The sequence below is a fragment of the Bradyrhizobium sp. 930_D9_N1_4 genome, assembly GCF_052076015.1.
Classification (GTDB): domain Bacteria; phylum Pseudomonadota; class Alphaproteobacteria; order Rhizobiales; family Xanthobacteraceae; genus Bradyrhizobium.
The window spans coordinates 2135745-2157650 of the sequence record NZ_CP197236.1 but is presented as its reverse complement, the minus strand read 5'-3'; the positions used below and the strand labels follow the sequence as shown (position 1 = coordinate 2157650).

20 protein-coding genes are annotated in these 21906 nt (G+C 64.6%); 7 read left to right on the top strand and 13 right to left on the bottom strand.

The genetic code is table 11. From position 1 onward, the window contains the following. Nucleotides 1–127: 127 nt before the first annotated feature. From AB7532_RS10060 to AB7532_RS10050, 3 genes are all read left to right on the top strand, one after another. On the top strand, nt 128–472 hold the full coding sequence (locus AB7532_RS10060; RefSeq protein WP_441234640.1) for a DUF1236 domain-containing protein: 345 nt from the start codon (nt 128–130) through the stop codon (nt 470–472). Nucleotides 473–820: 348 nt separating this feature from the next. Further along, nucleotides 821–2278, top strand: a complete 1458-nt coding sequence (locus tag AB7532_RS10055; protein WP_441239229.1) for a sensor histidine kinase — start codon at nt 821–823, stop codon at nt 2276–2278. A gap of 16 nt (nt 2279–2294) precedes the next feature. Next, nucleotides 2295–3440, top strand: coding sequence for a mandelate racemase/muconate lactonizing enzyme family protein (locus AB7532_RS10050; protein WP_441234639.1), 1146 nt, complete (start codon nt 2295–2297; stop codon nt 3438–3440). A gap of 57 nt (nt 3441–3497) precedes the next feature. Here the strand turns inward: AB7532_RS10050 and AB7532_RS10045 are convergent, their stop codons facing one another. The 4 genes from AB7532_RS10045 to AB7532_RS10030 form a co-directional block, all read right to left on the bottom strand. Then, complete coding sequence (locus tag AB7532_RS10045) at nt 3498–5063, bottom strand: peroxidase family protein (RefSeq protein ID WP_441234638.1); 1566 nt, start codon at nt 5061–5063, stop codon at nt 3498–3500. Between the two features lie 198 nt (nt 5064–5261). Next, nucleotides 5262–5534: a hypothetical protein gene (locus AB7532_RS10040; RefSeq protein ID WP_441234637.1), complete on the bottom strand. Its 273-nt coding sequence runs from the start codon at nt 5532–5534 to the stop codon at nt 5262–5264. 156 nt (nt 5535–5690) lie between these two features. Continuing rightward, nucleotides 5691–6422, bottom strand: a complete 732-nt coding sequence (locus AB7532_RS10035; protein ID WP_441234636.1) for a cytochrome c biogenesis CcdA family protein — start codon at nt 6420–6422, stop codon at nt 5691–5693. Nucleotides 6423–6628: 206 nt separating this feature from the next. Further along, nucleotides 6629–6895, bottom strand: coding sequence for a hypothetical protein (locus tag AB7532_RS10030; protein WP_441234635.1), 267 nt, complete (start codon nt 6893–6895; stop codon nt 6629–6631). 471 nt (nt 6896–7366) lie between these two features. Between AB7532_RS10030 and AB7532_RS10025 the strand changes: the two genes are divergently transcribed. The 3 genes from AB7532_RS10025 to AB7532_RS10015 all read left to right on the top strand — a co-directional run bounded on the left by AB7532_RS10025 (nt 7367) and on the right by AB7532_RS10015 (nt 9930). Continuing rightward, nucleotides 7367–8413: a LysR family transcriptional regulator gene (locus AB7532_RS10025; RefSeq protein WP_441234634.1), complete on the top strand. Its 1047-nt coding sequence runs from the start codon at nt 7367–7369 to the stop codon at nt 8411–8413. Between the two features lie 29 nt (nt 8414–8442). Beyond that, nucleotides 8443–8814: a helix-turn-helix domain-containing protein gene (locus tag AB7532_RS10020; RefSeq protein WP_211382658.1), complete on the top strand. Its 372-nt coding sequence runs from the start codon at nt 8443–8445 to the stop codon at nt 8812–8814. 294 nt (nt 8815–9108) lie between these two features. Then, on the top strand, nt 9109–9930 hold the full coding sequence (locus tag AB7532_RS10015) for an enoyl-CoA hydratase (protein ID WP_441234633.1): 822 nt from the start codon (nt 9109–9111) through the stop codon (nt 9928–9930). 119 nt (nt 9931–10049) lie between these two features. Here the strand turns inward: AB7532_RS10015 and AB7532_RS10010 are convergent, their stop codons facing one another. The 8 genes from AB7532_RS10010 to AB7532_RS09975 form a co-directional block, all read right to left on the bottom strand. Next, nucleotides 10050–11129: an isocitrate/isopropylmalate dehydrogenase family protein gene (locus tag AB7532_RS10010; protein WP_441234632.1), complete on the bottom strand. Its 1080-nt coding sequence runs from the start codon at nt 11127–11129 to the stop codon at nt 10050–10052. 133 nt (nt 11130–11262) lie between these two features. Continuing rightward, nucleotides 11263–12330: an alcohol dehydrogenase gene (locus AB7532_RS10005; protein WP_441234631.1), complete on the bottom strand. Its 1068-nt coding sequence runs from the start codon at nt 12328–12330 to the stop codon at nt 11263–11265. An 84-nt stretch (nt 12331–12414) separates the two neighbouring features. Then, nucleotides 12415–13386 carry an ABC transporter ATP-binding protein gene (locus AB7532_RS10000; RefSeq protein WP_441234630.1) on the bottom strand — a complete coding sequence of 324 codons (972 nt, stop codon included), beginning with the start codon at nt 13384–13386 and terminating at the stop codon, nt 12415–12417. Next, nucleotides 13383–14375 carry an ABC transporter ATP-binding protein gene (locus AB7532_RS09995; RefSeq protein ID WP_441234629.1) on the bottom strand — a complete coding sequence of 331 codons (993 nt, stop codon included), beginning with the start codon at nt 14373–14375 and terminating at the stop codon, nt 13383–13385. Before AB7532_RS09995 ends, AB7532_RS10000 begins: the two co-directional genes overlap by 4 nt. After that, a complete protein-coding gene (locus AB7532_RS09990) occupies nt 14372–15244 on the bottom strand; it encodes an ABC transporter permease (RefSeq protein WP_441234628.1) in 873 nt (290 codons plus the stop codon). Before AB7532_RS09990 ends, AB7532_RS09995 begins: the two co-directional genes overlap by 4 nt. After that, nucleotides 15231–16181, bottom strand: a complete 951-nt coding sequence (locus AB7532_RS09985) for an ABC transporter permease (RefSeq protein WP_441234627.1) — start codon at nt 16179–16181, stop codon at nt 15231–15233. The genes AB7532_RS09990 and AB7532_RS09985 overlap by 14 nt, the downstream gene beginning before the upstream one ends. A gap of 7 nt (nt 16182–16188) precedes the next feature. Next, nucleotides 16189–17724 carry an ABC transporter substrate-binding protein gene (locus AB7532_RS09980; protein ID WP_441234626.1) on the bottom strand — a complete coding sequence of 512 codons (1536 nt, stop codon included), beginning with the start codon at nt 17722–17724 and terminating at the stop codon, nt 16189–16191. A 131-nt stretch (nt 17725–17855) separates the two neighbouring features. Then, a complete protein-coding gene (locus AB7532_RS09975) occupies nt 17856–19052 on the bottom strand; it encodes a CaiB/BaiF CoA transferase family protein (RefSeq protein ID WP_441234625.1) in 1197 nt (398 codons plus the stop codon). Between the two features lie 194 nt (nt 19053–19246). On the opposite strand from AB7532_RS09975, the gene glgA reads away from it, so the two are divergent. Beyond that, the gene (gene glgA, locus AB7532_RS09970) at nt 19247–20662 is read left to right on the top strand and encodes a glycogen synthase GlgA (protein ID WP_441234624.1); all 1416 of its coding nucleotides are present in this window, start codon (nt 19247–19249) and stop codon (nt 20660–20662) included. 282 nt (nt 20663–20944) lie between these two features. Here glgA and AB7532_RS09965 read toward each other — a convergent pair whose 3' ends face one another. Then, nucleotides 20945–21895 (bottom strand): oxygenase MpaB family protein, encoded by a 951-nt coding sequence (locus AB7532_RS09965; RefSeq protein ID WP_441239228.1) that lies wholly within the window; start codon nt 21893–21895, stop codon nt 20945–20947. Nucleotides 21896–21906: the final 11 nt, after the last annotated feature.

Below are 21906 nucleotides of genomic sequence, written 5' to 3'. Positions count from 1 at the left end.
ATCTGCCGGGCGTTCCGCACCCGGTCGAATCACAAACGGGAAAAAGTGGCAATTTGTTCCTAACTGCCGGGAACGCCGCCCGCGGTGAGATGTTGGTGCGGCGCTTATTCCCTTTGAGGAGGACAAGATGAAAAAGCTGTTTTTGCTTTCCGCAGCGATGATGCTGATCTCGACCGGCGCATTCGCGCAGTCCACCGTGGTGACCACCACCGGAACCGGTCATGCGGCGGCCGTTCAGATCGAGCCGCAATATCGCACCAGGATCAAATCCTACGTCACCGAGAATCATTTGCGGCCGGTGACGACGAAGGAGAAGATCATCGTCGGCGCGACGGTTCCGAGCGAGGTCGAGCTTGTAGCCGTGCCGTCGGACTGGGGTCCGTCGCTTTCGAAATATCGCTATGTCTATTCCGGCGAGCGCGTGATGCTGGTCGATCCCGGCACGCGGACCGTCGTGCAGGAAGTCGACTGATCGAGAGAGGTGAATGCGGCCGCCTCGATGGCGGCCGCCCCTCCTGGAGTTGATCCCATGACATCCCATCGAGAAGCCCGGATCGCCGGGCTCGGTCTGGCGGCCGTTTACACCATCTGCCTGCTGCTGACCGCGTTCAGCATGATTTGAAGCGCGGACGCTCGCGACCGCGCTGTAAAATCCCGTCTCCGGGCCGCTCGCCGGATGCGAAAATCGTGGCGCAGCGCGAGTCCTGCCCGTATGGTCTCCACAAAATCATAAATCCGGCGCGCGGCGCTGGAACCGGGACGTTCGCGTTTGTCAAAGCTCACCCTGCCGGTCCGGCTCGCTCTCCTGGTCACGGGAACGATGTTGCCGCTGATCGTCTTCGCCGTCGGCCTTGCCTATTCCAATTATCGCCAGGACCGCAGCGACGCCACGCGCCGCGTGCTGGAGACGGTGCGCAGCATGCGCCTCGTGCTCGATTCCGAAGTGCAGCGGATGACGGGCGGCCTGCAGGTGCTCGCGCTCAGCGACTCCTTGCGCGGCGGTGACTTCGACGGCTTCCGCCGCCTCGCAGCCGGATTCATCGGCCAGTATGGCGAGGACAGCGTCCTGCTGCTGGCCGACCGATCGGGGCATCAGGTGTTTTCGACCGTCACGACCGAAACGACAAACCTCCCGCCCCGCAACAATCGCGAGATCGTCGAGCGGGTATTTGCGAGCAAGGCGCCACAATATTCCGACCTGTTCATCGGCTCGACCAAACAGCGGCCGATCGTGACCGTCGAAGTGCCCGTGCTGCGCAACGACGAAGTCGTCTACGCGCTCTCCTTCAGCCCGCCGATCGCGACATTTCAGAAACTGGTCGAGCAGCAGCGACAGAACGATCAATGGACGGTGTCGCTGCTGGACACCAAGGGCCGCGTGTTCGCGCGCGCGCCCAACCCGACCGAGACGTTCGGCAAGCAGGCTTCGGGCGCGCTGAGCGATGCGATGGCTCGGACGCCGGAGGCGACCCTCTCCACCGTCTCGCTCGACGGCATCGCGCTGACCTCCGCCTATACGCGGTCGCGGCTGACCGGCTGGACCGTCGTGGCCGGTGTCGCCGAGAGCTCGCTGATCGCGCCGCTCTGGCGCAACATCGCGATCACCAGCCTGATCGGCGGCATCCTGCTGCTGGTCGGCCTCACCTTCGCGGTCAGGATGGCGACCACGATCGCGCGCGGCGAGATGCTGCACAATCTGCTGATCGACGAGCTCAACCATCGCGTCAAGAACACGCTGGCCCTGATGCAGGCGATCGCGGTGCAGACGTTCCGGAGCTCGAGCCGCGAGGAGCGGACCAAATTCGAGGGGCGCCTCGGCGCGCTCGCCGAGGCGCATAATCTGCTGAGCCAAGAGAAATGGGCCGGCTCCGAGCTGAGAGATGTGATTGCACGCGCGCTCCAGCCGTTCCTGCTGAGCAATCCCGATCGCATCCGGATGGCCGGCCCCGCCGTGCCGCTGTCGCCGCGACTGGCCGTGGTGCTGTCGATGATCGTGCACGAAATCGCCACCAACGCCGCCAAGTACGGCGCGCTGTCCAACGAGACCGGCCGGGTGACGCTGGACTGGGAGGTCATAGCCGATGCCCCGAAGCCGCGGCTGCGCCTGATCTGGACCGAGATCGGCGGACCGCAGGTGACGGCGCCGGTGCAGCGCGGTTTCGGTTCGCGCCTGATCGAGCGCAGCGCGCGCGATCAGCTCGGCGGCGAGGCGACGGTCGACTTCCTGCCCCGCGGCGTCGTCTGCACGGTGGTGTGCGCGCTCGACGAGGAACGATGAACGGGGGACATCGGCGATGAAGATCACAAGAATTCGCGCGCATATCCTCGAGGCAAGGCTATCGCAACCCTTCGCCTATTCGCGCGCCTGGTACGACACGCGCACCGCGATGCTGGTTGAGATCGAGACGGACGGCGGCCTGACCGGCTGGGGCGAGTGCTACGGACCGGCGCGGATGACGGCCGCGGTGGTGCAGAGCATCGCGCCATGGCTGATCGGCGAGGATCCGTTGCGCAGCGACACGCTGTGGCAGACGGTCTATGCGCGTCTGCGCGATCACGGCCAGAAGGGCGTCGTGATCCAGGGGCTGAGCGGCGTCGACATCGCGCTGTGGGACATCAAGGGCAAGCATTTTGGCGTGCCTGCCCATCAACTTCTTGGCGGCGCAGCGCGCAAGGAGGTGCAGGCCTACGCGACCGGACTCTACCGGCGCAAATCAGGCGATCCACTCAAATACCTGCCGGAGGAGGCCGCCGGTTATGTCGCCGAGGGCTTCCGCGCCGTGAAGCTGAAGGTCGGCTTTGGCATCGCAGAGGATGCGGCGGTCACGCGCGCCGTGCGCGAGGCGATCGGCCCCGACGTCGCGCTGATGGTCGATGCCAACCATGCCTATGACGCGGTCGCGGCGATCCGGCTCGGCCGCATGATCGAACAGTACGACATCGGATGGTTCGAGGAGCCGGTGCCGCCGGAGGACGTCGCAGGCTATCGCGCGGTGCGATCCGCGCTGACGATTCCCATCGCCGGCGGCGAGTGCGAGTTCACCCGCTTCGGCTTCCGCGACTTGTTCACCTCGCATGCGCTCGACATCGCCCAGCCCGACACTTGCGCGGCCGGCGGCCTCACCGAATGCAAGAAGATCGCCGACATGAGCGAAGCCTTCGGCATCCGCTACAATCCGCATGTCTGGGGCACGGGCATTGCGATCGCCGCCTCACTCCAGCTCCTCGCCGTACTGCCCTCGCACACGCCGACCTCGCTGGCTCCGCTCGAACCAATGCTCGAATTCGATCGCACCGAACATCCGATCCGGCAGGCGATCCTGAAACAGCCGATCGAGCACGCAAACGGCACCGTGCGCGTGCCTGATGGTCCCGGTCTTGGCATCGAGATCGATCGCGAGGCGCTGATGCGCTTTGCGGCGAATCCAGCCAGCATTTGAGCGAGCTGGGCCACTTCGTGCCCCAGCTCGCTCGTATGGCCGACAGACCTCGGACGTCTAGACGGTCGAGATGTTGTCGATCGGGCTGACATCGCCGACAAAGCGCAACAGGTCGGCCATCGTGAATTCGCCCGGCACTTGCGATGGAAGCGTCGGCTTCCAGCTCTTGCCCTTGAGCCAAAGGTAGGACTGGTGATCGCCATGGACGAGGCCGACAAAGACCTCGGCAAGAAGCGTCGCACCGACCGGTCCGAGCCTTTCACCGCCGCCCCGCTGCTCCGCCTCCTTGAGGATGTAGTACCAGAGCGGCGTATGCTCATGCAGACCATGCTTCTTCGCCACCGCGCCGTCGGTCCCCTTCGAGATCTCGGCCGGCGTCAGCGGATTCTTGATCTTCATGGCCTTGGCGACGTCCTGCCCGGACGGCAATCCCAGCAGCACGCCGCGCTTGAGATTGCGGAACGGAAGACTGGCGGTATTGCTGCCGCTGCTTTCCCCCGGCAAGCTGTGAAGCTGCGGCACGACGAACGGGTCGAGCTTGCGCGACAGGTTCAACCCCACTCCCGGCGGATTGGACGGCATCACCTGGTAGAAGCGGCGCCAGTCGATGATCCAGTTGCTTGAGAGGACCGGAAGCGGGAGCGGCGGCTGAATCGGATTGGGTGCGAGATCTCCGATGATGCCTCCGGAAAGTCCGGTGAACCTGAACAACAGATCGAGCGTCGCTGGAGCGGCGCCGCCCGGCGTGAATATCCTGTTGTGGCTGTAGACCTCGCGAACCATGCTGTGGCCGAGACGGTAGACGGCAGCGGAAAACTCGACGGGCATGTAGGGTATCTGCTTGAAGCGGTAGAAGCGCCGTCCCTGCTCGAGGATCTTCGCCACGATTCCCTTTTCGGTAATGCGCTCGACAAAATCGTGCAGGACCATCCATTGGTAGTGCCAGGTCACGATCTGGCGCGCCTCCTCGAAGATCTCGCCCGCGGGCTTACCCGACGCCGCAAGCTGGTCGCAGACCTTGTTGTGAAACTTCAACATCGCAAGATGGGTCTGCGCGACGAGCAGGTTCTCGTCGTTGCGGTGATCGCCGATCAGGGCAAATCCCTCTGGACTGCGCGGGAGGTCGTTACGATGATCGCCCGTGATGTTGCCGGCGCCGACATTGACGGTCTTGCCGATCAGCAGCTTCGGACCCGGGGTCCTGCCGCTGTCGTTGGCGGAATTGCGCGCATACAGATGGCGGCTTCCGTCCGGACCGAGACCGTAGATGCTGTCGAGATCGAGCGCCGGCGTCCGAAAGTTCTGAACGGCCATCGGATCGGCTTCCTTGTCGCCAAAGGAGGTCAGATCCAGCGTGATATCGTGATCGACGAATTGCCCGAGATAGGTGAAGCCGGCGGGCACGTTGGCGTTGTTCCCCGTGGGGTCGCCGGGCGTTGGGTCCTTCATCGCATCGGCGAGTTCACGAAGCGGGCCGTTGTCGACAGCCAGCGGCTCGAGTGTCGGAAACATCCGACCGAACATGCCGGGATCATCGTGCCCGGACAGCGTATCGAGAAATTGTCGCGTCGGTTGACGTCCGGCTTTGCCGTGACCGGGCTGAACGTTTACGTCGGTTCCCATCGCGTGCTCCTACATGAAATGATGTGAGGGAGAGGGGCGCGGAAGATATCGGCTGGTTCGAAATGCTCGTCTCAGTATATGATTTTGGAAATTGCCCCTCAGGGTGCGGTAAAATGAAATATTACCACAGATTGCATGCGCGAGGAGCCCGGTCCGGCGAGGCGTTTTGCCCCACGTCGATATCTCGGTTCGGATAGACTAATGCTTCGCGGCGAACTTCGCCCAGATCTCGGCGTCCGTGTAGAAGTCGATGCCCCCGTCCAGATCTCTCACCAGCCACTCGCCGAGATAGACGATCTGCGTGCCGCTGCGCCGCTCGTGCCGAAGCTCGAACTTTCCGTCGGCGTCCTTGTGAAGCGAACAGGTTGCCTGAACCCAGCCCGGCCAGTCCTGCAATGGTTGACCCCCAAATTGCCAGGCCACCAAAGCCGCGTTGCTCGACAGGGGTTCTAAGCGCAGAGTCTTGGTCACGTGATCTCCATCATGCGGTTGTCCCTGCTTCAACGTCCCGGAACCGGAAAGGTTTGGAATCTCGCCGCGCTGTAAGAGCATGCACCGCGGTTCCCAACGGTTCCTTTACGTTCTCATCCGTGAAAACCCGGTTCCCGCCCGCGAGAGCGGCGCGCCCTACCCGATCGTCTGCAACGCGGGGAACGTCTCCAGCAGCCAGATGCTCACATTCGAGACCGCGCCGGTGAGAAAGCCGATGCCGGTGATCACCATCAAGACGCCCATGGCGCGTTCGACGTTGACGAGGTGGCCCCTTATGCGCGCGAACAGTTTTGAGAACTGCTCGATCATCAGCGCCGCGATCAGGAACGGAATGCCGAGGCCGGCGGAATAGACCGCGAGCAGCCCTGCGCCCTTCGTCACCGTGGCTTCGGCTGCGGCGATCGAGAGGATCGCGGCGAGGATCGGGCCGATGCAGGGCGTCCAGCCAAAGGCGAAGGCAAGCCCCATGACATAGGCGCCCCAGAGGCCGACCGGCTTGGGCGCGGTCATGCGGCCCTCGCGCATCAACAGGCCGATGCGCGTCAGTCCCAGGAAGTGCAGGCCCATGATGATGATGACGACACCGGCGAGGATCGATAGCTCGGCCGACCATGCACGGATCAATCCGCCGACCAGCGAGGCGCTGGCGCCGAGCGCCACGAAGACGGTGGAGAAACCGAGCACGAACAGCAGCGCCGCCATCATGATCGCGCGCTTGGACGTCGCGGCCGGCTCGTCGCTCTCGACATGCTCGATCGTGGCGCCGGTGAGATAGATTAAATAGGGCGGGACCAGCGGCAACACGCAAGGGGAGAGGAAGCTGACGAGGCCGGCGATCAGCGCCGCCGGGATCGAAACATTTTGCATGATGCAGTCGGAGCCATCTCAGGCTCTTGGGCCGCGCGCCGGGAATGCACGCCGGCCGGAGCCGAACCGGCTCTGGTGTAGCCGATGCCGGGGAATGCGCAACAGAGGCGCACAAAACCAGGGCTCCTCCCGATGCCGTCTGCGATCACAGATGCGGCATCGGGACGCGCACAAATCTCGCCAAAAAGCGAGATCAGGCGGCGTGGCTACTTCACCACGCGGAGCAGCGGACGCCGGGGCTGGTCCTGCGTCTGCTTGGAAGGGGGCTGCGGCTCGTTTCCGGCGCTCCGCAGCATTTCGTCGCACAGCGCCTTGAGATCGGCACTGTCAATTCCTTTGAGCTTCATCCGCACGTCGAGAATGACGATGGACAGCAGCTCGGCCGACTCGCGGCTGTTGCTCTCGTTGAGAACCCTGCGGCACTGCTCAAGCGTCTCCAGCACCGACTGCAACTGTTCGTCTGAATGCGACACCGGCGTTCTTTCCGTTAATTCGGCCTGCGAGACGTATGTATGGTGATCCCCTCGGCCCCTTGGGGTATCGAGGATAACACGAGGCGCCTGCGCCTCCGAAGATGATTTCAACGTGTTTCCGCCTGGAAATGCGGGTTCCAGCGACAGTACTGCGCGGCAGACCATTGGCGGAGTTGTCGGAAGTAAAACGACTGGCGCTGCGCGATTGATCCATCCCGCAGGGTGTCAGCTTTCGCGCAATGACGTCCATTGCGGACAGCCCCGATAATCCCGCAGCCATTTCACGGCCCGCAACGGAACTCACGCGACACCCCTCATTCGAACGATGGATCGTCCGATTCCCATCCTTGGCAGCATTAAAATACCACTCGCGATGCAGTAAGGATGGCGTTCAAAACTCGCCGATCCCCAACCCGTCGTGGTTGTGGTTTGCGCCAGATTCTGCCAGTTTAGCGACCCGAAGGGACTTGTATGCACTCCTTGGCGGAAAGGGGCGTTCCACTGGAGGAACGCCTGAAGACAAATATCAGCGGCCTCTCCGATTGGGACGCGGCTCGGATATTCTTGGAAGTCGTTCGACGCGGCAGTTTCCGCTCGGCGGCCGAACGCTTGTCTCTGTCGATCAACGCCGTCCGCCGCCGAATCGATGATTTCGAGCGCCAGACCGGCACCACCCTGTTCACCCGCGACGTCCACGGCACGCATCTGACCGACGAGGGCGCCCTGGTGGTCTCCGCGGTCGAGCGCATGGAGGCGGCTGCCTTCGACGTGTTGCGCACCAGCGATTCGACCGCCAACGCCCTGTCCGGCGAAGTCCGCGTCGCCGTGACCGAGGGCCTGGGCACGTTCTGGCTGGCTCCGCGGCTGGTCGAATTCCAGCAGGCCTATCCGAAGATCATCGTCGACCTGCATTGCGCGATGCGCTCGGCCGACGTCTCCCGCCACGAAGCCGACGTCGCCATCCATCTGTCGCGTCCCTCGGCGCTCGACGTCAAGCTGGTGCGGCTCGGCCGCATGCACCTGATGTTCTGGGCTTCGGAAAAGTACCTCGAGAAGAACGGCACGCCGCGTTCGGCCCACGAATTGATCAAGCACCGCCTGGTGCTGCAATTCGCCGACCAGCTCGCCGCCAAGGAAACCTTCGAGAGCTTCTTCCCGGGCGTTCAGGAACGTGACCTCCTGGTCATGAAGACCAATGTCTCGAGCGCCAATTATTGGGCGGTCGCGAACGGCGCCGGCATCGGCGTATTCCCGAGCTACGCCATTGCGCTTGGCGGGAAATTGATTCCACTGGAGGTCGAATTGAACCGACCGCTGGATATCTGGTTGTCCTACCATCCCGGTAGCGGCCGAATTCCACGCGTGCGGCACATGATTGACTGGCTGATCGAAGCCTTCAATCCGGCTCGCTTCCCGTGGTTTAAGGAAGAATTTGTGCATCCGCATGAATTCAAGGACTCGTATATGGGCGAACCCCTGACCCACCTCTTCGGGGGGTTTTCAACCGAAGAACGATGAGAAAACGAATGAAAACAGCGGCGAAAAGAATGAAGCAGCGCAGTGCCGGCAAGCCGGACATTGAGCTGGGCAAGCGGATCCGTCTGCGGCGCGTCGAGATGAAGATCTCGCAGGCCGAGCTGGGCGAAAAGCTCGGCGTCAGCTTCCAGCAGGTCCAGAAATACGAGAAGGGCGTCAATCGCGTCGGCGCCGCTCGGCTTCAGCAGATCGCCACCTCTCTCGACGTGCCCGTGACCTTCTTCTATGACGGCGACAACAAGGCACGCGAAGTGGAGAGCCTGCTCTTCCTCGACAGCGCCTTCAGCCTCCGGCTGCTGCGCGCCTACAGCAAGATCAAGGACCAGACGGTGCAGCGTCAGCTCGTGTCGCTGATGGAATCGATCGCGGCGAACGAAGCCTGATCGGTCGACGGTCTGGCCTTCACGGCCGATGTTCAATCCGCCGCGTCACGGGGGCGCGGCCGGATTGAACGAGACCGGGCTTGCGCGCCACCAGCGCGCAGCCACTGCTTAATCAGGGCGGCTTGGCCGCCCTTTTTTCTTGTCCGTTTGCCCGTCATTCCTCGCGCCTACGCCACGCGAGAAGCGCCATGCAATCGCGGCACAGGCCGATGCAAGGCCCCTCGCCCTGCCGCGATTGACCCGGACTGCATCGCAGCCGCACATTGCGCCCGGCCCAAGACAAGCGAGCGCGCGATGCCCGAGATTTCCAGCACGACCGAAACACCCTACGCCGACGGGACGATTCTCAAGCACGTCACCGACGGTGTCGGCGTGATCACGTTCAACAATCCCGACAAGCGCAACGCAATGTCGCTGGAGATGTGGGAGGGATTCGGCGAGGCACTGACGAGCCTGCGCGACGACGACACGGTGCGCGTCGTGATCCTGCGCGGTGCCGGCGGCAAGGCATTCGTATCCGGTGCCGACATCAGCCAGTTCGAGAAGACGCGCCACAATGCGGCGGCGTCCGAGGAATACGGCAAGCGCAGCGCCGCCCAGCGCGCGCTGCTCGCCGGCTATCCCAAGCCGACGATCGCCTGCATCGAAGGCTTCTGCCTCGGCGGCGGCATGCAGGTCGCGATGCTCGCCGACATCCGCCTCGCCGCACATGGCAGCCAGTTCGGCATCCCCGCGGCAAAACTCGGCATCGCCTATGGCTATGACGGCTTGAAGCACCTGGTCTCGCTGGTCGGCCCGTCCTGGGCGCGGCTTCTGATGTACACGGGCATGCGCATCGATTCCGCCGAGGCCCTGCGCATCGGGCTCGTCGAGCGCCTGTTCCCGATCGACGAGCTCTGGGGCGAGACGATGACGATCGCGCAGACCATCTCCGAGAACGCCCCGCTCGCCATCAAGGCCGCCAAGCTCACCATCGCGCAAGTGCTGCAGGACGAAAGCGGACGCGACATGGCCGCGATCAAGGCGATCGGCAATGCCTGCATGGACAGCGCGGATTTCCGCGAGGGCCGGCAGGCGTTTATGGAGAAGCGCAAGCCGCAGTTTACGGGCAAGTGATTTCCACTGTCATTGCGAGGAGCGCAGCGACGAAGCAATCCAGAATCCCTCCGCGGAAGGATTCTGGATTGCTTCGCTCCGCTCGCAATGACGATGTGGAGAGGCGAGCAAGGCAGCCCCTACAGCGCCGCCAGCACCGCCTTCGTAATGTCCGCCGTGCCGTTGCTGCCGCCGAATTCCATCGGCTTGATGCCGCCGGCATAAACCTTGTCCACGGCACGCTCGATCGTCTCGCCGGCTTCGGCGGCGCCCTCCACGCCGTGCTTGTCGGCGAGCCAGTCCAGCATCATCGCCGCCGACAGGATCATGCCGGTGGGGTTGGCCTTGCCCTGCCCCATGATGTCGGGCGCAGTGCCGTGGCAAGGCTGGAACACGGCATATTTGTCGCCGATGTCGGCCGACGGCGCCATGCCGAGGCCGCCGATCAGGCTGGCGGTGATGTCCGAGACGATGTCGCCGAACATGTTCTCCATCACCATCACGTCGAAATCCCAGGGACGCTTGACCAGCATCGCCGAGCAGGCATCGACATAGAGCCGGTCGGTCTTCACACCGGGATGCTTCTTCTCGATCTCGTCGAAGATGCCGCGGAAGAACGCAAAGGCCTTGAACACATTCGCCTTGTCGACACAGGTGAGCGCGCCCGGCTTGCCGCGCGCCTTGCGCCGCTCGGCCAGCCGAAACGAGAACTCGAACAGGCGTTCGGAGGTCCTGCGCGTGATCACCATGGTCTCGCGCGCGTCCTCGTGGGTGACGACGCCCTTGCCCATCGAGGCGAACAGGCCTTCGGTGGATTCGCGGATCACGACGAGATCGATGCCTCGCTGGTCGGCGCCGACGATCGGGCTCGGCACACCCGGAATGAGCCGTGCCGGGCGCACGCCGGCATAGAGGTCGAAGATGAACCGCAGCTCGATCTGCGGCGCGATCTCGGTGTTGTCGGGGTAGCGCACCGACGGCAGGCCGCAAGCCCCTAACAGGATCGCGTCGGCCTCCTCGCAGAGCTTAATCGTCGAATCCGGCATCGACTTGCCGGTCGCAAGGTAATTGGTGGCACCGGCCGGTGCCTCCGTGAAACGAAAGCTCAGACCGGATTTGGATTCGATCTTGCGCAGCACCTCGATGGCCGGTGCCATGACTTCGGGACCGATGCCGTCACCGGCGAGCACGGCAATGTGGAAGGCGTTGTTTGCGGACATGGGGGTTCCTGCGTAGAAGAGGGTGTAGCCTCGTCATTGCGAGGAGCGAAGCGACGAAGCAATCCAGACGGCCTCCGCGGAAAGACTCTGGATTGCGTCGCTTCGCTCGCAATGACGGAGGAGAGAGCAGCGATTATGGCGTCAGCACCGTGCGCCCGACCACCGCGCCCTGCTGCAATTGCACCAGCGCATCGTTGGCCTTGCTGAGCGGCGCCTTCGTCACCGGGATCGGCGCCACGTTCTTGGTACGCACGAGATCGAGCAGCTCCTGCGTTTCGCGCAAATTGCCGACATAGCTGCCCTGGATCGTCACCGCCTTGATCGGAATCAGCGGCAGCGCCCAGGTCGCACCGCCGCCGAACAGGCCGACGATGACGAGCTTGCCGCCCTTGGTCAGGCAGTCGAAACCAAGCTGCGTCGTCGCGGCATTGCCGACGAGGTCGATCACGGCGCGGATCGGCCCGCCCGCCTTCTTGGCAAGCTGCTCCAGCGCGTCCGGCGCCTTGGGATCGACGGTCGCGAGCGCCCCGGCCTGCTCCGCCGCCTCGCGCTTCCTGGCGTCGATGTCGACCATGATCGCGCCCTTGCCGCCCATCGCCTTCAACAGCGACAGCGCCATCAGGCCGAGGCCGCCGGCGCCGAACATCACGATCGGCGTATCGAAATGCTGCTCGACCTTCTTCAGCGCGCTGTAGGTGGTGACGCCCGAGCAGGCGTAGGGCGCAGCCGACGCGGGATCGAGCCCTTTCAGATTGAGCAGATAGCGCGGATGCGGCACCAGCATGTGATCGGAATAGCCGCCATCACAATAGACGCCGAGCGAGCGCGGCGTCAGGCACATGTTCTCGTCACCGGCCAGGCACGTCGCGCACTTGCCGCAGCCGATCCAGGGATAGACCAGGCCGACATCGCCGAGCTTGAGGTCGCCCTGGTCGCCGGGCTTGACGTCGGGGCCGAAGGCCGCGATCTCGCCGACGGTCTCGTGGCCCATGGTCAGCGGCAGATTGATGCCGCGATCTTTCAGCGACAGCGGCTTGCGGCCATGGCCGAGATCGTAGCCGCCTTCCCAGATGTGGAGGTCGCTGTGGCAGACGCCGGCGGCCTTCACCTTGATCAGCACCTGCGTGCCGGACGGCTGCGGCGTGGCCTCGTCGAACTCCTTCAGCGGCGCCTTGAAATCGGCGACCTTGAAACTCTTCATCGACGTCCTCCCGCATACTTTGTCGTTGTCTCACCCACCATGCCATGACCGGCAGGGCGAGACAAATCCGGTTGCCGTCTTAATTCAGGCCAGCGGATGGTGGCAAGCGGCGAACTGGCCGGGCGCGACCTCGCGCAACTCCGGTATCTCCGCGCTGCATTGCTGGTCGGCGCGCGGGCAGCGGGTGCGGAAGCGGCAACCGGAGGGCGGTGCAATCGGCGATGGCGGCTCGCCGACCGCCACGCTCTCGGCAGGACGCACGTCCGGATCGGGCACCGGGATCGCCTGCAACAGCAGCGCCGTATAGGGATGTGCAGGTCTCGCGAACAATTGCTCGGACGGACCAACCTCGCAGAGACGGCCGAGATACATCACCGCGACGCGGTCGCTGACTGCTTTCACCACCGCGAGGTCATGCGCAATGAACAGCAGCGTCAGACCGAAGCGCGCTTTCATCTCCTCGAGCAGATTGAGGATCTGCGCACGGATGGAAACGTCGAGCGCCGAGACCGGCTCGTCGCAGACGATGAACTCGGGGTTGAGCACCAGCGAGCGCGCGATGCAGATGCGCTGGCACTGGCCGCCGGAGAATTCGTGCGGCAGGCGGCCCGCCACCAGATCGGGGTCGAGCCCGACCGCGGAGAGCGTCTCGTGAACGCGCCGCTTGCGCTCAGCAGCGTCCTTGACGCCGGCGATGATCAGCGGCTCCGCCACGATGTCGCCGATGCGCCGGCGTGGGTTGAGCGAGGCGATCGGATCCTGGAAAATGAGCTGCACGCGGCGCCGCATCCTGCGCAGCGCCTCGCCTTCCATCGCGGTGAGGTCCTCGCCGTCGAACATCACGCGGCCGGACTTGGCGCGGCGCAGTTGCAGCACCGCGCGCCCCAGCGTCGACTTGCCGCAGCCGGATTCGCCGACCAGCCCCAGCGTCTCACCGCGCGCGACCTGGAGACTGACGCCGGAGACGGCGTGCACAATCTTGTTGCCGAGACCATATTCGACGACGAGATTGTCGACGTTCAACAGCGGCGCATTGCGCGCGGCCAGTTGCATCATGCGCGAACCCCTTCCACCATCTGGATCGGATGGAAGCAGGCATAAAGATGATCAGGCATCTCGGCGCCTTTCAATTCCGGCTTGGCCCCGCGACAGCGCTCGGTGGCATAGCGGCAGCGCGGCGCGAATGAGCAGCCCTTCAGCGGCCGGGTCGGATCGGGCGGACGGCCTGAGATCGCAGGCAGCGGCGTATGCGGCGCGGTCTCCAGCTTCGGGATCGCCGCCAGGAGCGCCTCGGTGTAGGGCATGTGCATGCGCTTGAACAAGGCCGGCGTCGGCGCGCGCTCGACCACCCTGCCCGCATACATCACCGCGACCTCGTCGGCCCGGCCGGCGACGACGCCGAGATCGTGGGTAATGATGATCATCGCCATATGGCGGCGGCGCTGCTCGCGCGCGAGCAGATCGAGAATCTGTGCCTGGATGGTGACGTCGAGCGCCGTGGTCGGCTCGTCGGCGATCAGCAGCTTCGGCTCGCAGGACAGCGCGATCGCGATCGCGATACGCTGGCGCATGCCGCCGGAGCATTGATGCGGGTATTGCGCGAGCCGGTGCTCGGGTGCGGGAATGCCGACAGCAGCCAGCAAGTCGATACTGCGCTTCCTGGCGGCGGGCGCATCGAGCTCGAGATGCTCCTGGATGGTCTCCGTCAACTGCGTGCCGATGGTGAGCACCGGGTTGAGCGAGGTCATGGGGTCCTGGAACACGACGGCGAGATCGCGCCCCCGCAACCTTCGCAACCGCTCCGCATCGAGCCGCACCAGATCCTGGCCGTCGAACATCACGCGGCCCGTGAGCTTCGCTTTCTTCGGCAGCAGCTGAAGCACCGCGCGCGACAGCATGGTCTTGCCGCAGCCGGACTCGCCGACGATGCCGAGCGTGCGGCCGGCGTCCAGCGACAGGTCGACATGATCCACCGCGCGCAGATTTCCGCGCGGGGTCGGCAACTCGACCGCGACGTCCGCGATGGTGAGAAGCGGCGTGCTCACAGCGCCCCCTGCCGCGGGTCGGTCAGCGCCCGCATCGTGTCGCCGACGAGGTTGAACGCCAGCACGGTCAGGAACAGCCCTGCGGCCGGAAGGAAGGCCAGTCGCGGCGCGACGTCGAGGCTGTCGCGCCCCTCGCCGATCATGCTGCCCCAGCTCGCCATCGGCGGCGGCACGCCGAGACCGAGGAACGACAGCGCGCCCTCGACCACGATGGTGACGGCGACGCCGAGCAGGAAGAAGGCGAGCAGCGGCAGGATCACGTTCGGCAGCAATTCGCGCAGGAGGATGCGCGCATGGCTGGCCCCTAACGCCTCGGCCGCGATCACGAATTCGCGCCGCGCCAAGGTCAGCGTCGACGCGCGCGCCACCCGCATGAAGGCGGGAATGCCGAGCACGCCGAGAATGATGGTGAGGTTGGGAATTGACTGGCCGAGATAGGCGACCACGGCGAGCGCGAAGATCAGCGGCGGAAAGGCCAGCAGCACGTCCATGCTGCCGACCACCAGCGTCTCGAACCGGCCGCGGAAATAGCCGGCGAGCAGGCCCAGTGCGCCGCCGAGCGCAAGGCCGATCATCGGTGCGATCAGCCCCACCGTCAGCGAGACGCGCGCGCCGAAAATGAGGCGGGCGAGTTCGTCACGCCCGAGCCCATCGGTGCCGAGCCAATGTTCGGATGAGAACGCGGCGCGCCGCTCCAGCATGTCCATATCGGTGGGGTTCTGCAGCGGCAGCAACGGCGCGAGGATCGCCAGCGCGAGGATGACCACGAGCCATGTGCTCGCGATCCAGAACAGCAGGCCGAGCTTGCGCTTGCGGCGAGCGGGCGCGGCGGTCACGTCCTCCTGCATCGACAATTCAAGCGTGGCCATGGCGGATCCTCGGATCGAGCACGGCGTAGAGCATGTCGACGATGAAATTGACGATGACGAAGCCGCAGGCGACCAGCAGCACCACGCCCTGGAGGATGACGAGATCGCGGGTGTAGATCGCGCCGACCAGCAGCCGGCCGATGCCGGGCAGCGCGAAGATCGTTTCCACGATCAGCGTGCCGCCGAGCAGGCGGCCGATATTGATGCCTGTCACCGTCACCAGCGTCAGCGACGATGGCTTGAGCGCATGCACGAACAGGATGCGCGCGGGCTTGAGGCCTTTGGCCTTGGCGAGCGCGATATAGTCTTCCTGCAAGGTCGCGATCATGTCGGAGCGCAGCACCCGCATGATGCCCGGCCATTCGGCAAGGGCCAGCGTCAGCGCCGGCAGCACGAAGAAGCGCAGATTGTTGAGCGGCTCCTCGGTGAACGGCACATAACCGGTCGCCGGCAGCCAGTGCAGCTCGACCGCGAACAGATAGATCAGCAGGATCGCCACCAGGAAGGACGGCATCGACAGCATGGCGAAGGCGCTGCCGGTCATGAAGCGATCGAACGCGCCGCCGGCGCGCGCGGCGCAGGCAATCGCGACCGGCACGCCGATCAAGAGCCCGATGAACTCCGCCATCAGCATCAGCTGGAGCGAGACCGGAATGCGCTCGGCGACCGCCTGGAGCACGGTCTGTCCGGTCCGGAAAGAGCGGCCGAGATCGCCTTGCAGCACGTGCCCGAGCCAGCTCAGATATCGCCACCACAGTGGCTGGTCGAGCCCCATGTCACGACGCAGTGCCGCGACATTCTCCGGCGTCGCCTGATCGCCGAGGATGACGAGAGCGAGATCCCCCGGCAGCAGCGAGGCGATCAGGAAGGTGAGCAGCGAGACGGCAAGCAGCACCGGCAGGATGGCCAGCAGCCGCCGCACGACGAAGGTCAGCATCGCCAGGTCATTCCAGCCAGGTGGAGGAGACGTCGATCACGCCGTTGTAGATCTTGGGAAAGCCCTTCAGCTTCGCGCTCGATAGCGCATAATACGTGTTCTGGAAGGTCCAGAACCAGATCGCCTCCTTGTTGATCAGACGGCTGATTGCGCAATAGTCCTCGATCCGTGCGGCAGTATCGGCCGTGACGCGCGAATGGTCGAGCAGCCGGTCGAGCTCCGGATCGGCGAAGTTGGAGAGCGCGAGCGGACTGCCGCTGCGGAAGTTCGCATACATCTGCGGATCGGGATCGGCGAGATCGACGATGCGCCACGGCGTGAGCTGGAACTGGCGGGTGAAGGCGCGAGACGGAATGGTGGCCTGATCGACCTGCTCGATCTCCATATTGGCGCCGGCGCGCTTCCAGAATTGCTGGAGCACCTGCCCGATCATGCGGCCGCGCGGGGTCGCGGTCACCAGCATCTTGAACTCGACCGGCTTGCCATAGTCCTTGAGCAGCGCCTTGGCCTTCTCGAGGTCGAACGGCAATGCACCGTCGTCCTTGCATTTGACCCAGGAGCCGTCGCCATACGGATTGCTTGCGGGCCGGCTCAGGCCGTTGCTGATCGCCTGCGACATCTTCGGGCGATCGATCGACATCACCAGCGCCTGCCGCACGCGGACATCGTCGAACGGCGCCTGCTTGGTGTTGAAGGCGTAGACCTGCGCGCCCGAGCCCTTGTAGGTGTGCACGGTGAGCTTGGAGTCCTTCTGCGCCTTCATGATGTTGTCGGCGTCGTTCTCGTCGTCCCAGATGATGTCGGCCTCGCCCGATTGCAGCGAGGCGAAACGCGACTGCGCGTCCGGCAGCGGCTTCAGGACGATACGGTCGAGATAAGGCCGGCCCTTGTCCCAATAGTTCGGGTTCTTCTCCAGCACCATGCGGTCGCCGGCGGTCCATGACTTCAGGATGTAGGGCCCCGTGCCGACAGGATTGCGGTTGTAGTCGTCGCCCTTGGTCTTCCAGGCCGTGGGCGAATGCACGACATTGTTCTGGCTCTGGATGGTGTTCGTCGCCGGCAGGTTCACGGAGGGGTCGGTGAGATTGTAGACGATTGTGTACTCGTCGGGCGCCAGCACCTCCCTAACGTTGGTGATGTAGAAGGCGCAGCGGCACTTGTTGGCGGGGTCCTTCTGCCGGTCGAAATTCTCCTTGAAGGCCTGCGCATTGAACGGCGTGCCGTCGTGGAATTTCACGCCCTGGCGCAGCTTGAAGGTCCAGCTCTTGTAGTCGTCGGAATGGGTCCAGGACACCGCGAGCTTTGGCGCAGCCTCGCCCTTGTCATTGAGCGTGGTGAGTGTGTCGAAGATCGCGGCGGCCGCGGTGAAGGTCGAGGTGTCGTAGACCCCGACCTTGAGCGGATCGAAGCCCGTAATCTCCAGCTCCTGGCCGACGGTGATGCTGCCGCCCGGCTTCTGCGCCTGCGCGGGCGAGGCAAACGTAAATGCCGCAACAAGGAAAATCGGCGCGTGCTTGCGCGCCGCGGCAGCAATGTTCGTCATGGTTCCTCCCGGGATCCCTCGTCCGATGTTTCGGATCGTTGAATGACTCGGAGGGGAGCTTGGCGACAAATGCTCGCCACGGCAAGAGGAACACGCGAGAGATCAAACGTTGTAGTGGTGCCGCAATGCGCTCAGTTTGTCGCAGCCGTTTTGCCTGACGGAATTGGCGCATCCTCGGCGAGGCCGATCTCCTCGCGCAACGCGTCCGTATGCTCGCCGAGCACGGCCATCATCCGGGCCGGCGTGGTGTCGGCGCCCGACATCCGGAACGGCAGATTGAGCACCTGGAACGAGCCGCCTCCGTCCTCCACCGACGAGAGTGCCTGCCGATGCGCAATTTGCGGATCGGCCAGCGCTTCGGTCACGGTGCGATAGGCCGAAGCCGGCACACCGGCAGCACTCAAGCCGACGAGACAAGCATCCGTCGAGAGTTGCTTCGACCAGGCTTCGACGCCGTCCATCATGTCGGCCCAGTTTTCGCGCCGCGGGGCATAGGAGGAGAAGCGCGCGTCGGTGATCCATTCGGGCCGGCCGATCACGCCCATCAAGCCCTGAAACGTCTTCTCGCTGGCGACCGTGATCATGACGTAGCCGTCGGCGGTCTCGGTCGGCCCGAACATCGGCCGCGGCGGCGGCTTCACCGCAAATTGCGAGCTCTGCAACTCGATCACCGTCAGCGTCAGCATCGACTCCAGCATGGAGACGTCGACATGCTGGCCGAAGCCGGTCACCGTGCGCTGATACAGCGCAGAGGCGATCGCGCCAAAGCCGTAAGTGCCGGTGACGACGTCGGCATGGTAGATGCCGCAATAATCCGGACGGTTGCGGCCCGGCTGGTAGGCGAGATGCGCCATGTCGTAGCCGGAGGCCGCATGGATCACCGGCGCGTAGGCCGGCAGCTCGGCCGAGGGACCGCTCTGGCCATAGCCGGAGATCGAGCAATAGATCAGCTTCGGGTTGACGGGACGCAAGGCATCGTAGTCCAGCCGCAGCCGGCGCATCACGCCGGGGCGAAAGTTTTCGACCAGGATGTCCGCGGTCGCGACCAGCCGTCGCACCGCCTCCTTGCCGTCATCGGATTTGAGGTCGAGCACCACGCTCTTCTTGCCGACATTGAGCTGGCCGAAAACGGTGCTGCAGCCCTCGCGCAGCGGCGGCCGGGTCCGCATCGTCTCGCCGCCGTCGGTCTCGATCTTGATGACCTCGGCGCCCATGTCGGCAAGCATCCGCGCGCAATGGGGACCGGCGATGGTGGTCGAAAAATCCAGGACCCGCAGGCCGGCGAAGGCCTTTGTCGTCGTCCCCTCATGCTTATCTGCTAGCTGCATGGCCTGATGCGTCCTCGGGTCGCTTAGGAACTATCGATGTTCCCTCTCGTTGTTGCGCCGACCCTAGAGGGCGGCGGCTGAGTAGGAAAGTCTTTACCGAACGGACGCGTCTTGCGGGCAGGCTTGAGATTTCCAGGGGCAACTGGACCCGTTCTTGCATAGCAGCAAACGGGATCGGATGAGGGCAGCAGTTCTTGAGGGTCTTGTTCGTTACGACAGAGATGGACGACTTCGTCCGCGTCGGCGGACTCGGAGCCGTTTCCGCCGCGCTTCCGAGGGCGTTGCGCCCCTTCGCCGATATCCGGGTGATGCTGCCCGGCTACCGCGACATCATCGAACAACTCACGCATATTCAGATCGTTGGCCGCTGCCCCGCGTTCGCGGAGATGCCGGCCTGCTCGCTCGGCCGGGCCGCGACCAAGGACGGTCTGCCGGTCTACGTGCTGTTGTGCTCACAACTCTACGACCGCCCCGGCAACCCCTATGGCGACGAGTCCGGGCGTGACTGGCCGGACAACGACATCCGCTTTGCGCGCTTCGCCTCAGCCGCCGCTGAGCTTGCCATGGGCAAGCTGGACAAGAATTGGGCAGCAGACCTGATCCACGCCAACGATTGGCAGGCCTCGCTCGTGCCGGCCTATCTCGCCTGGCGCGGCGCCAGGCTGCCGTCGATCCTGACCATCCATAACCTCGCCTATCAGGGCCTCTTCCCGAAGGACTCGCTGCGGCGGATCGGCGTCCCCGAGAGCTCCTTCCACATCGATGGCGTCGAGTTCTACGATCAGCTCTCCTTCCTCAAGGCCGGGCTGGTCTATGCCTCGCACCTCACCACCGTCAGCGGCACTTACGCGCGAGAGATCACCACGGATGAATTCGGCTGCGGCCTCGAAGGCCTGCTGCGGGTTCGCTCGGATGCGTCCGAGCTGACAGGGATTCTCAACGGCATCGACGAGAGCTGGGACCCGCGCTCCTGTGCCCAGCTCGCCCAGCAGTTCGGCGCCGGCGACTGGGTCGGCAAAAAGGCCAATGCCGATTACGTCCGCAAACAGTTCGGGCTTGCGGTCTCGCGCGGGCCGATGTTCGCGATCGTCGCCCGACTGGTGCACCAGAAAGGCATCGACCTCGTGCTGTCGGCGGCCGACGAGATCGTCGATGCCGGCGGACAGATCGTGGTCACCGGCTCGGGCGAGCCCGCGCTCGAACAGGCCCTGATCGACGCCCATCGCCGGCGGCCGGACGCGATCGGCGTCACCATCGGCTTCAACGACGCCCAGGCCCGGCGCATCTTCGCCGGCAGCGATTTTACGCTGATGCCGTCGCGCTTCGAGCCCTGCGGTCTCAGCCAGATGTACGCCCAGCGCTTCGGCTCGCTGCCGATCGGTCACCAGACCGGCGGCTTGGCCGAGACCATCACCGATGGCGAGACCGGATTCCTGTTCTCGAGGCCTTCGCACGAATCCTTCCTCGGCGGCGTCCGCCGCGCCTTCTCGGCTTTCATGGCCCAGGACCAGCTCGACACCATGCGCCGCAGCGCCATGGGACGATCGTTCTCATGGAGCATCTCGGCGGGGAGTTACAGCGCGCTGTACCGGAAGCTAGCGTCGGTGTGAGACCGAGGCGCTTCTCCATTCTCCGTCATTGTGAGCGCAGCGAAGCAATCCAGACTGTCTCCGCGGAAAGATTCTGGATTGCTTCGCTCCGCTCGCAATGACGATGTGGAGGCAGCGAACGCCACTCTATCACCGCCACCCTGAGGTGGCCGCTCCTTCAGCGGCCCTCGAAGGGCGACGGCCCGGCTGCATCCGGGCCGTGCATCCTTCGAGGCTCGCCCAGCGGCGCAATTGCGCCGCAAGGCTCGCACCTCAGGATGACGGATCTAAGAGTGGAGCACCTCACCCCTTCCCGCGTACATCCATCTGCGGCCGGCCGATCCACGCCCTGTTGAGGCAGCGCGTCATCCAATCCGGCTGCGGCTCGCCGCGCAAGCGCGCCTGCGCTTCCTGATAGGGACCGACATAGCGCAGCCGGTCAGGCAATTTCGGATAGACGCGCCTGATCCATGTCAGCGCATTGCCGGCCGACCTGATCTCGCGCTCGCCAAGGTCAAACCCGAACCCCGCGCGCAGTTGCTCCGGCAACATCCTTGCCGTCAACGCACGATACCATCGCGGCGGCCGCAGCCACGGACGCGCACCGCCAAAGATCTGCGCAGCGATCTCGCGCGCCGCCGGGCTGACGGTCAACGTGTCCGACTGCGCCATCGCTGCGGTGTACGCTGCAAAACCCGCCCAGTCCGCCGGCAGATCGTCCCCTGTCAATCCGAACAGCGCACCGAACGCCCGGCTCTCCATCCAGTACCGCTCGCGCTCCTCGACCGAGAGCGGCGGCAGAACCAGATCGTGCGCCATCAACGCCGTCTCGACCAGCGTGGCATGAACCCAGCGCAGCGACGGGATGTCGTTAGCGCAGTAGCGCGAGGCCGCCGCGAACGGACCGATCGTTTCGGGCATCTCGCCGACGATCATGGAGTGACGCCGATGCAATTGCCGCGACGACAGCAAGGCCCGGTCGAGCGAGCCGAACACCATGGCAAAGACGATGTCGAAGGTGCGATGGAAACGGCCGATCGGATCGGCAAATGTCTTGGAGTGCTCGGCAATCGCAGCCGCGACCCAGGGATGCGCGAGCTGCAGCAGCAGCGCGCGGCCCGCGCCGAGAAAGATCACGGCCTCCCGGTCGATCCGCCAGGTCATCGAGGATGGGCCGAACACGCCCGGGATCGGTCCCACGGCGTCAGCGCGGACCTGCTCAAGGGCCAATTCCAGATCGTTAGCGGACACCACTTGCGGGGCCT

What these genes read in the sequence shown, in the direction of transcription:
- AB7532_RS10060 (WP_441234640.1), top strand. Translation starts at nt 128, where the DNA reads ATGAAAAAGCTGTTTTTGCTTTCCGCAGCGATGATGCTGATCTCGACC.
- AB7532_RS10055 (WP_441239229.1), top strand. Translation starts at nt 821, where the DNA reads ATGTTGCCGCTGATCGTCTTCGCCGTCGGCCTTGCCTATTCCAATTAT.
- AB7532_RS10050 (WP_441234639.1), top strand. Translation starts at nt 2,295, where the DNA reads ATGAAGATCACAAGAATTCGCGCGCATATCCTCGAGGCAAGGCTATCG.
- AB7532_RS10045 (WP_441234638.1), bottom strand. Translation starts at nt 5,063, where the DNA reads ATGGGAACCGACGTAAACGTTCAGCCCGGTCACGGCAAAGCCGGACGT.
- AB7532_RS10035 (WP_441234636.1), bottom strand. Translation starts at nt 6,422, where the DNA reads ATGCAAAATGTTTCGATCCCGGCGGCGCTGATCGCCGGCCTCGTCAGC.
- AB7532_RS10025 (WP_441234634.1), top strand. Translation starts at nt 7,367, where the DNA reads ATGCACTCCTTGGCGGAAAGGGGCGTTCCACTGGAGGAACGCCTGAAG.
- AB7532_RS10020 (WP_211382658.1), top strand. Translation starts at nt 8,443, where the DNA reads ATGAAGCAGCGCAGTGCCGGCAAGCCGGACATTGAGCTGGGCAAGCGG.
- AB7532_RS10015 (WP_441234633.1), top strand. Translation starts at nt 9,109, where the DNA reads ATGCCCGAGATTTCCAGCACGACCGAAACACCCTACGCCGACGGGACG.
- AB7532_RS10010 (WP_441234632.1), bottom strand. Translation starts at nt 11,129, where the DNA reads ATGTCCGCAAACAACGCCTTCCACATTGCCGTGCTCGCCGGTGACGGC.
- AB7532_RS10005 (WP_441234631.1), bottom strand. Translation starts at nt 12,330, where the DNA reads ATGAAGAGTTTCAAGGTCGCCGATTTCAAGGCGCCGCTGAAGGAGTTC.
- AB7532_RS10000 (WP_441234630.1), bottom strand. Translation starts at nt 13,386, where the DNA reads ATGATGCAACTGGCCGCGCGCAATGCGCCGCTGTTGAACGTCGACAAT.
- AB7532_RS09990 (WP_441234628.1), bottom strand. Translation starts at nt 15,244, where the DNA reads ATGGCCACGCTTGAATTGTCGATGCAGGAGGACGTGACCGCCGCGCCC.
- AB7532_RS09985 (WP_441234627.1), bottom strand. Translation starts at nt 16,181, where the DNA reads ATGCTGACCTTCGTCGTGCGGCGGCTGCTGGCCATCCTGCCGGTGCTG.
- AB7532_RS09980 (WP_441234626.1), bottom strand. Translation starts at nt 17,724, where the DNA reads ATGACGAACATTGCTGCCGCGGCGCGCAAGCACGCGCCGATTTTCCTT.
- AB7532_RS09975 (WP_441234625.1), bottom strand. Translation starts at nt 19,052, where the DNA reads ATGCAGCTAGCAGATAAGCATGAGGGGACGACGACAAAGGCCTTCGCC.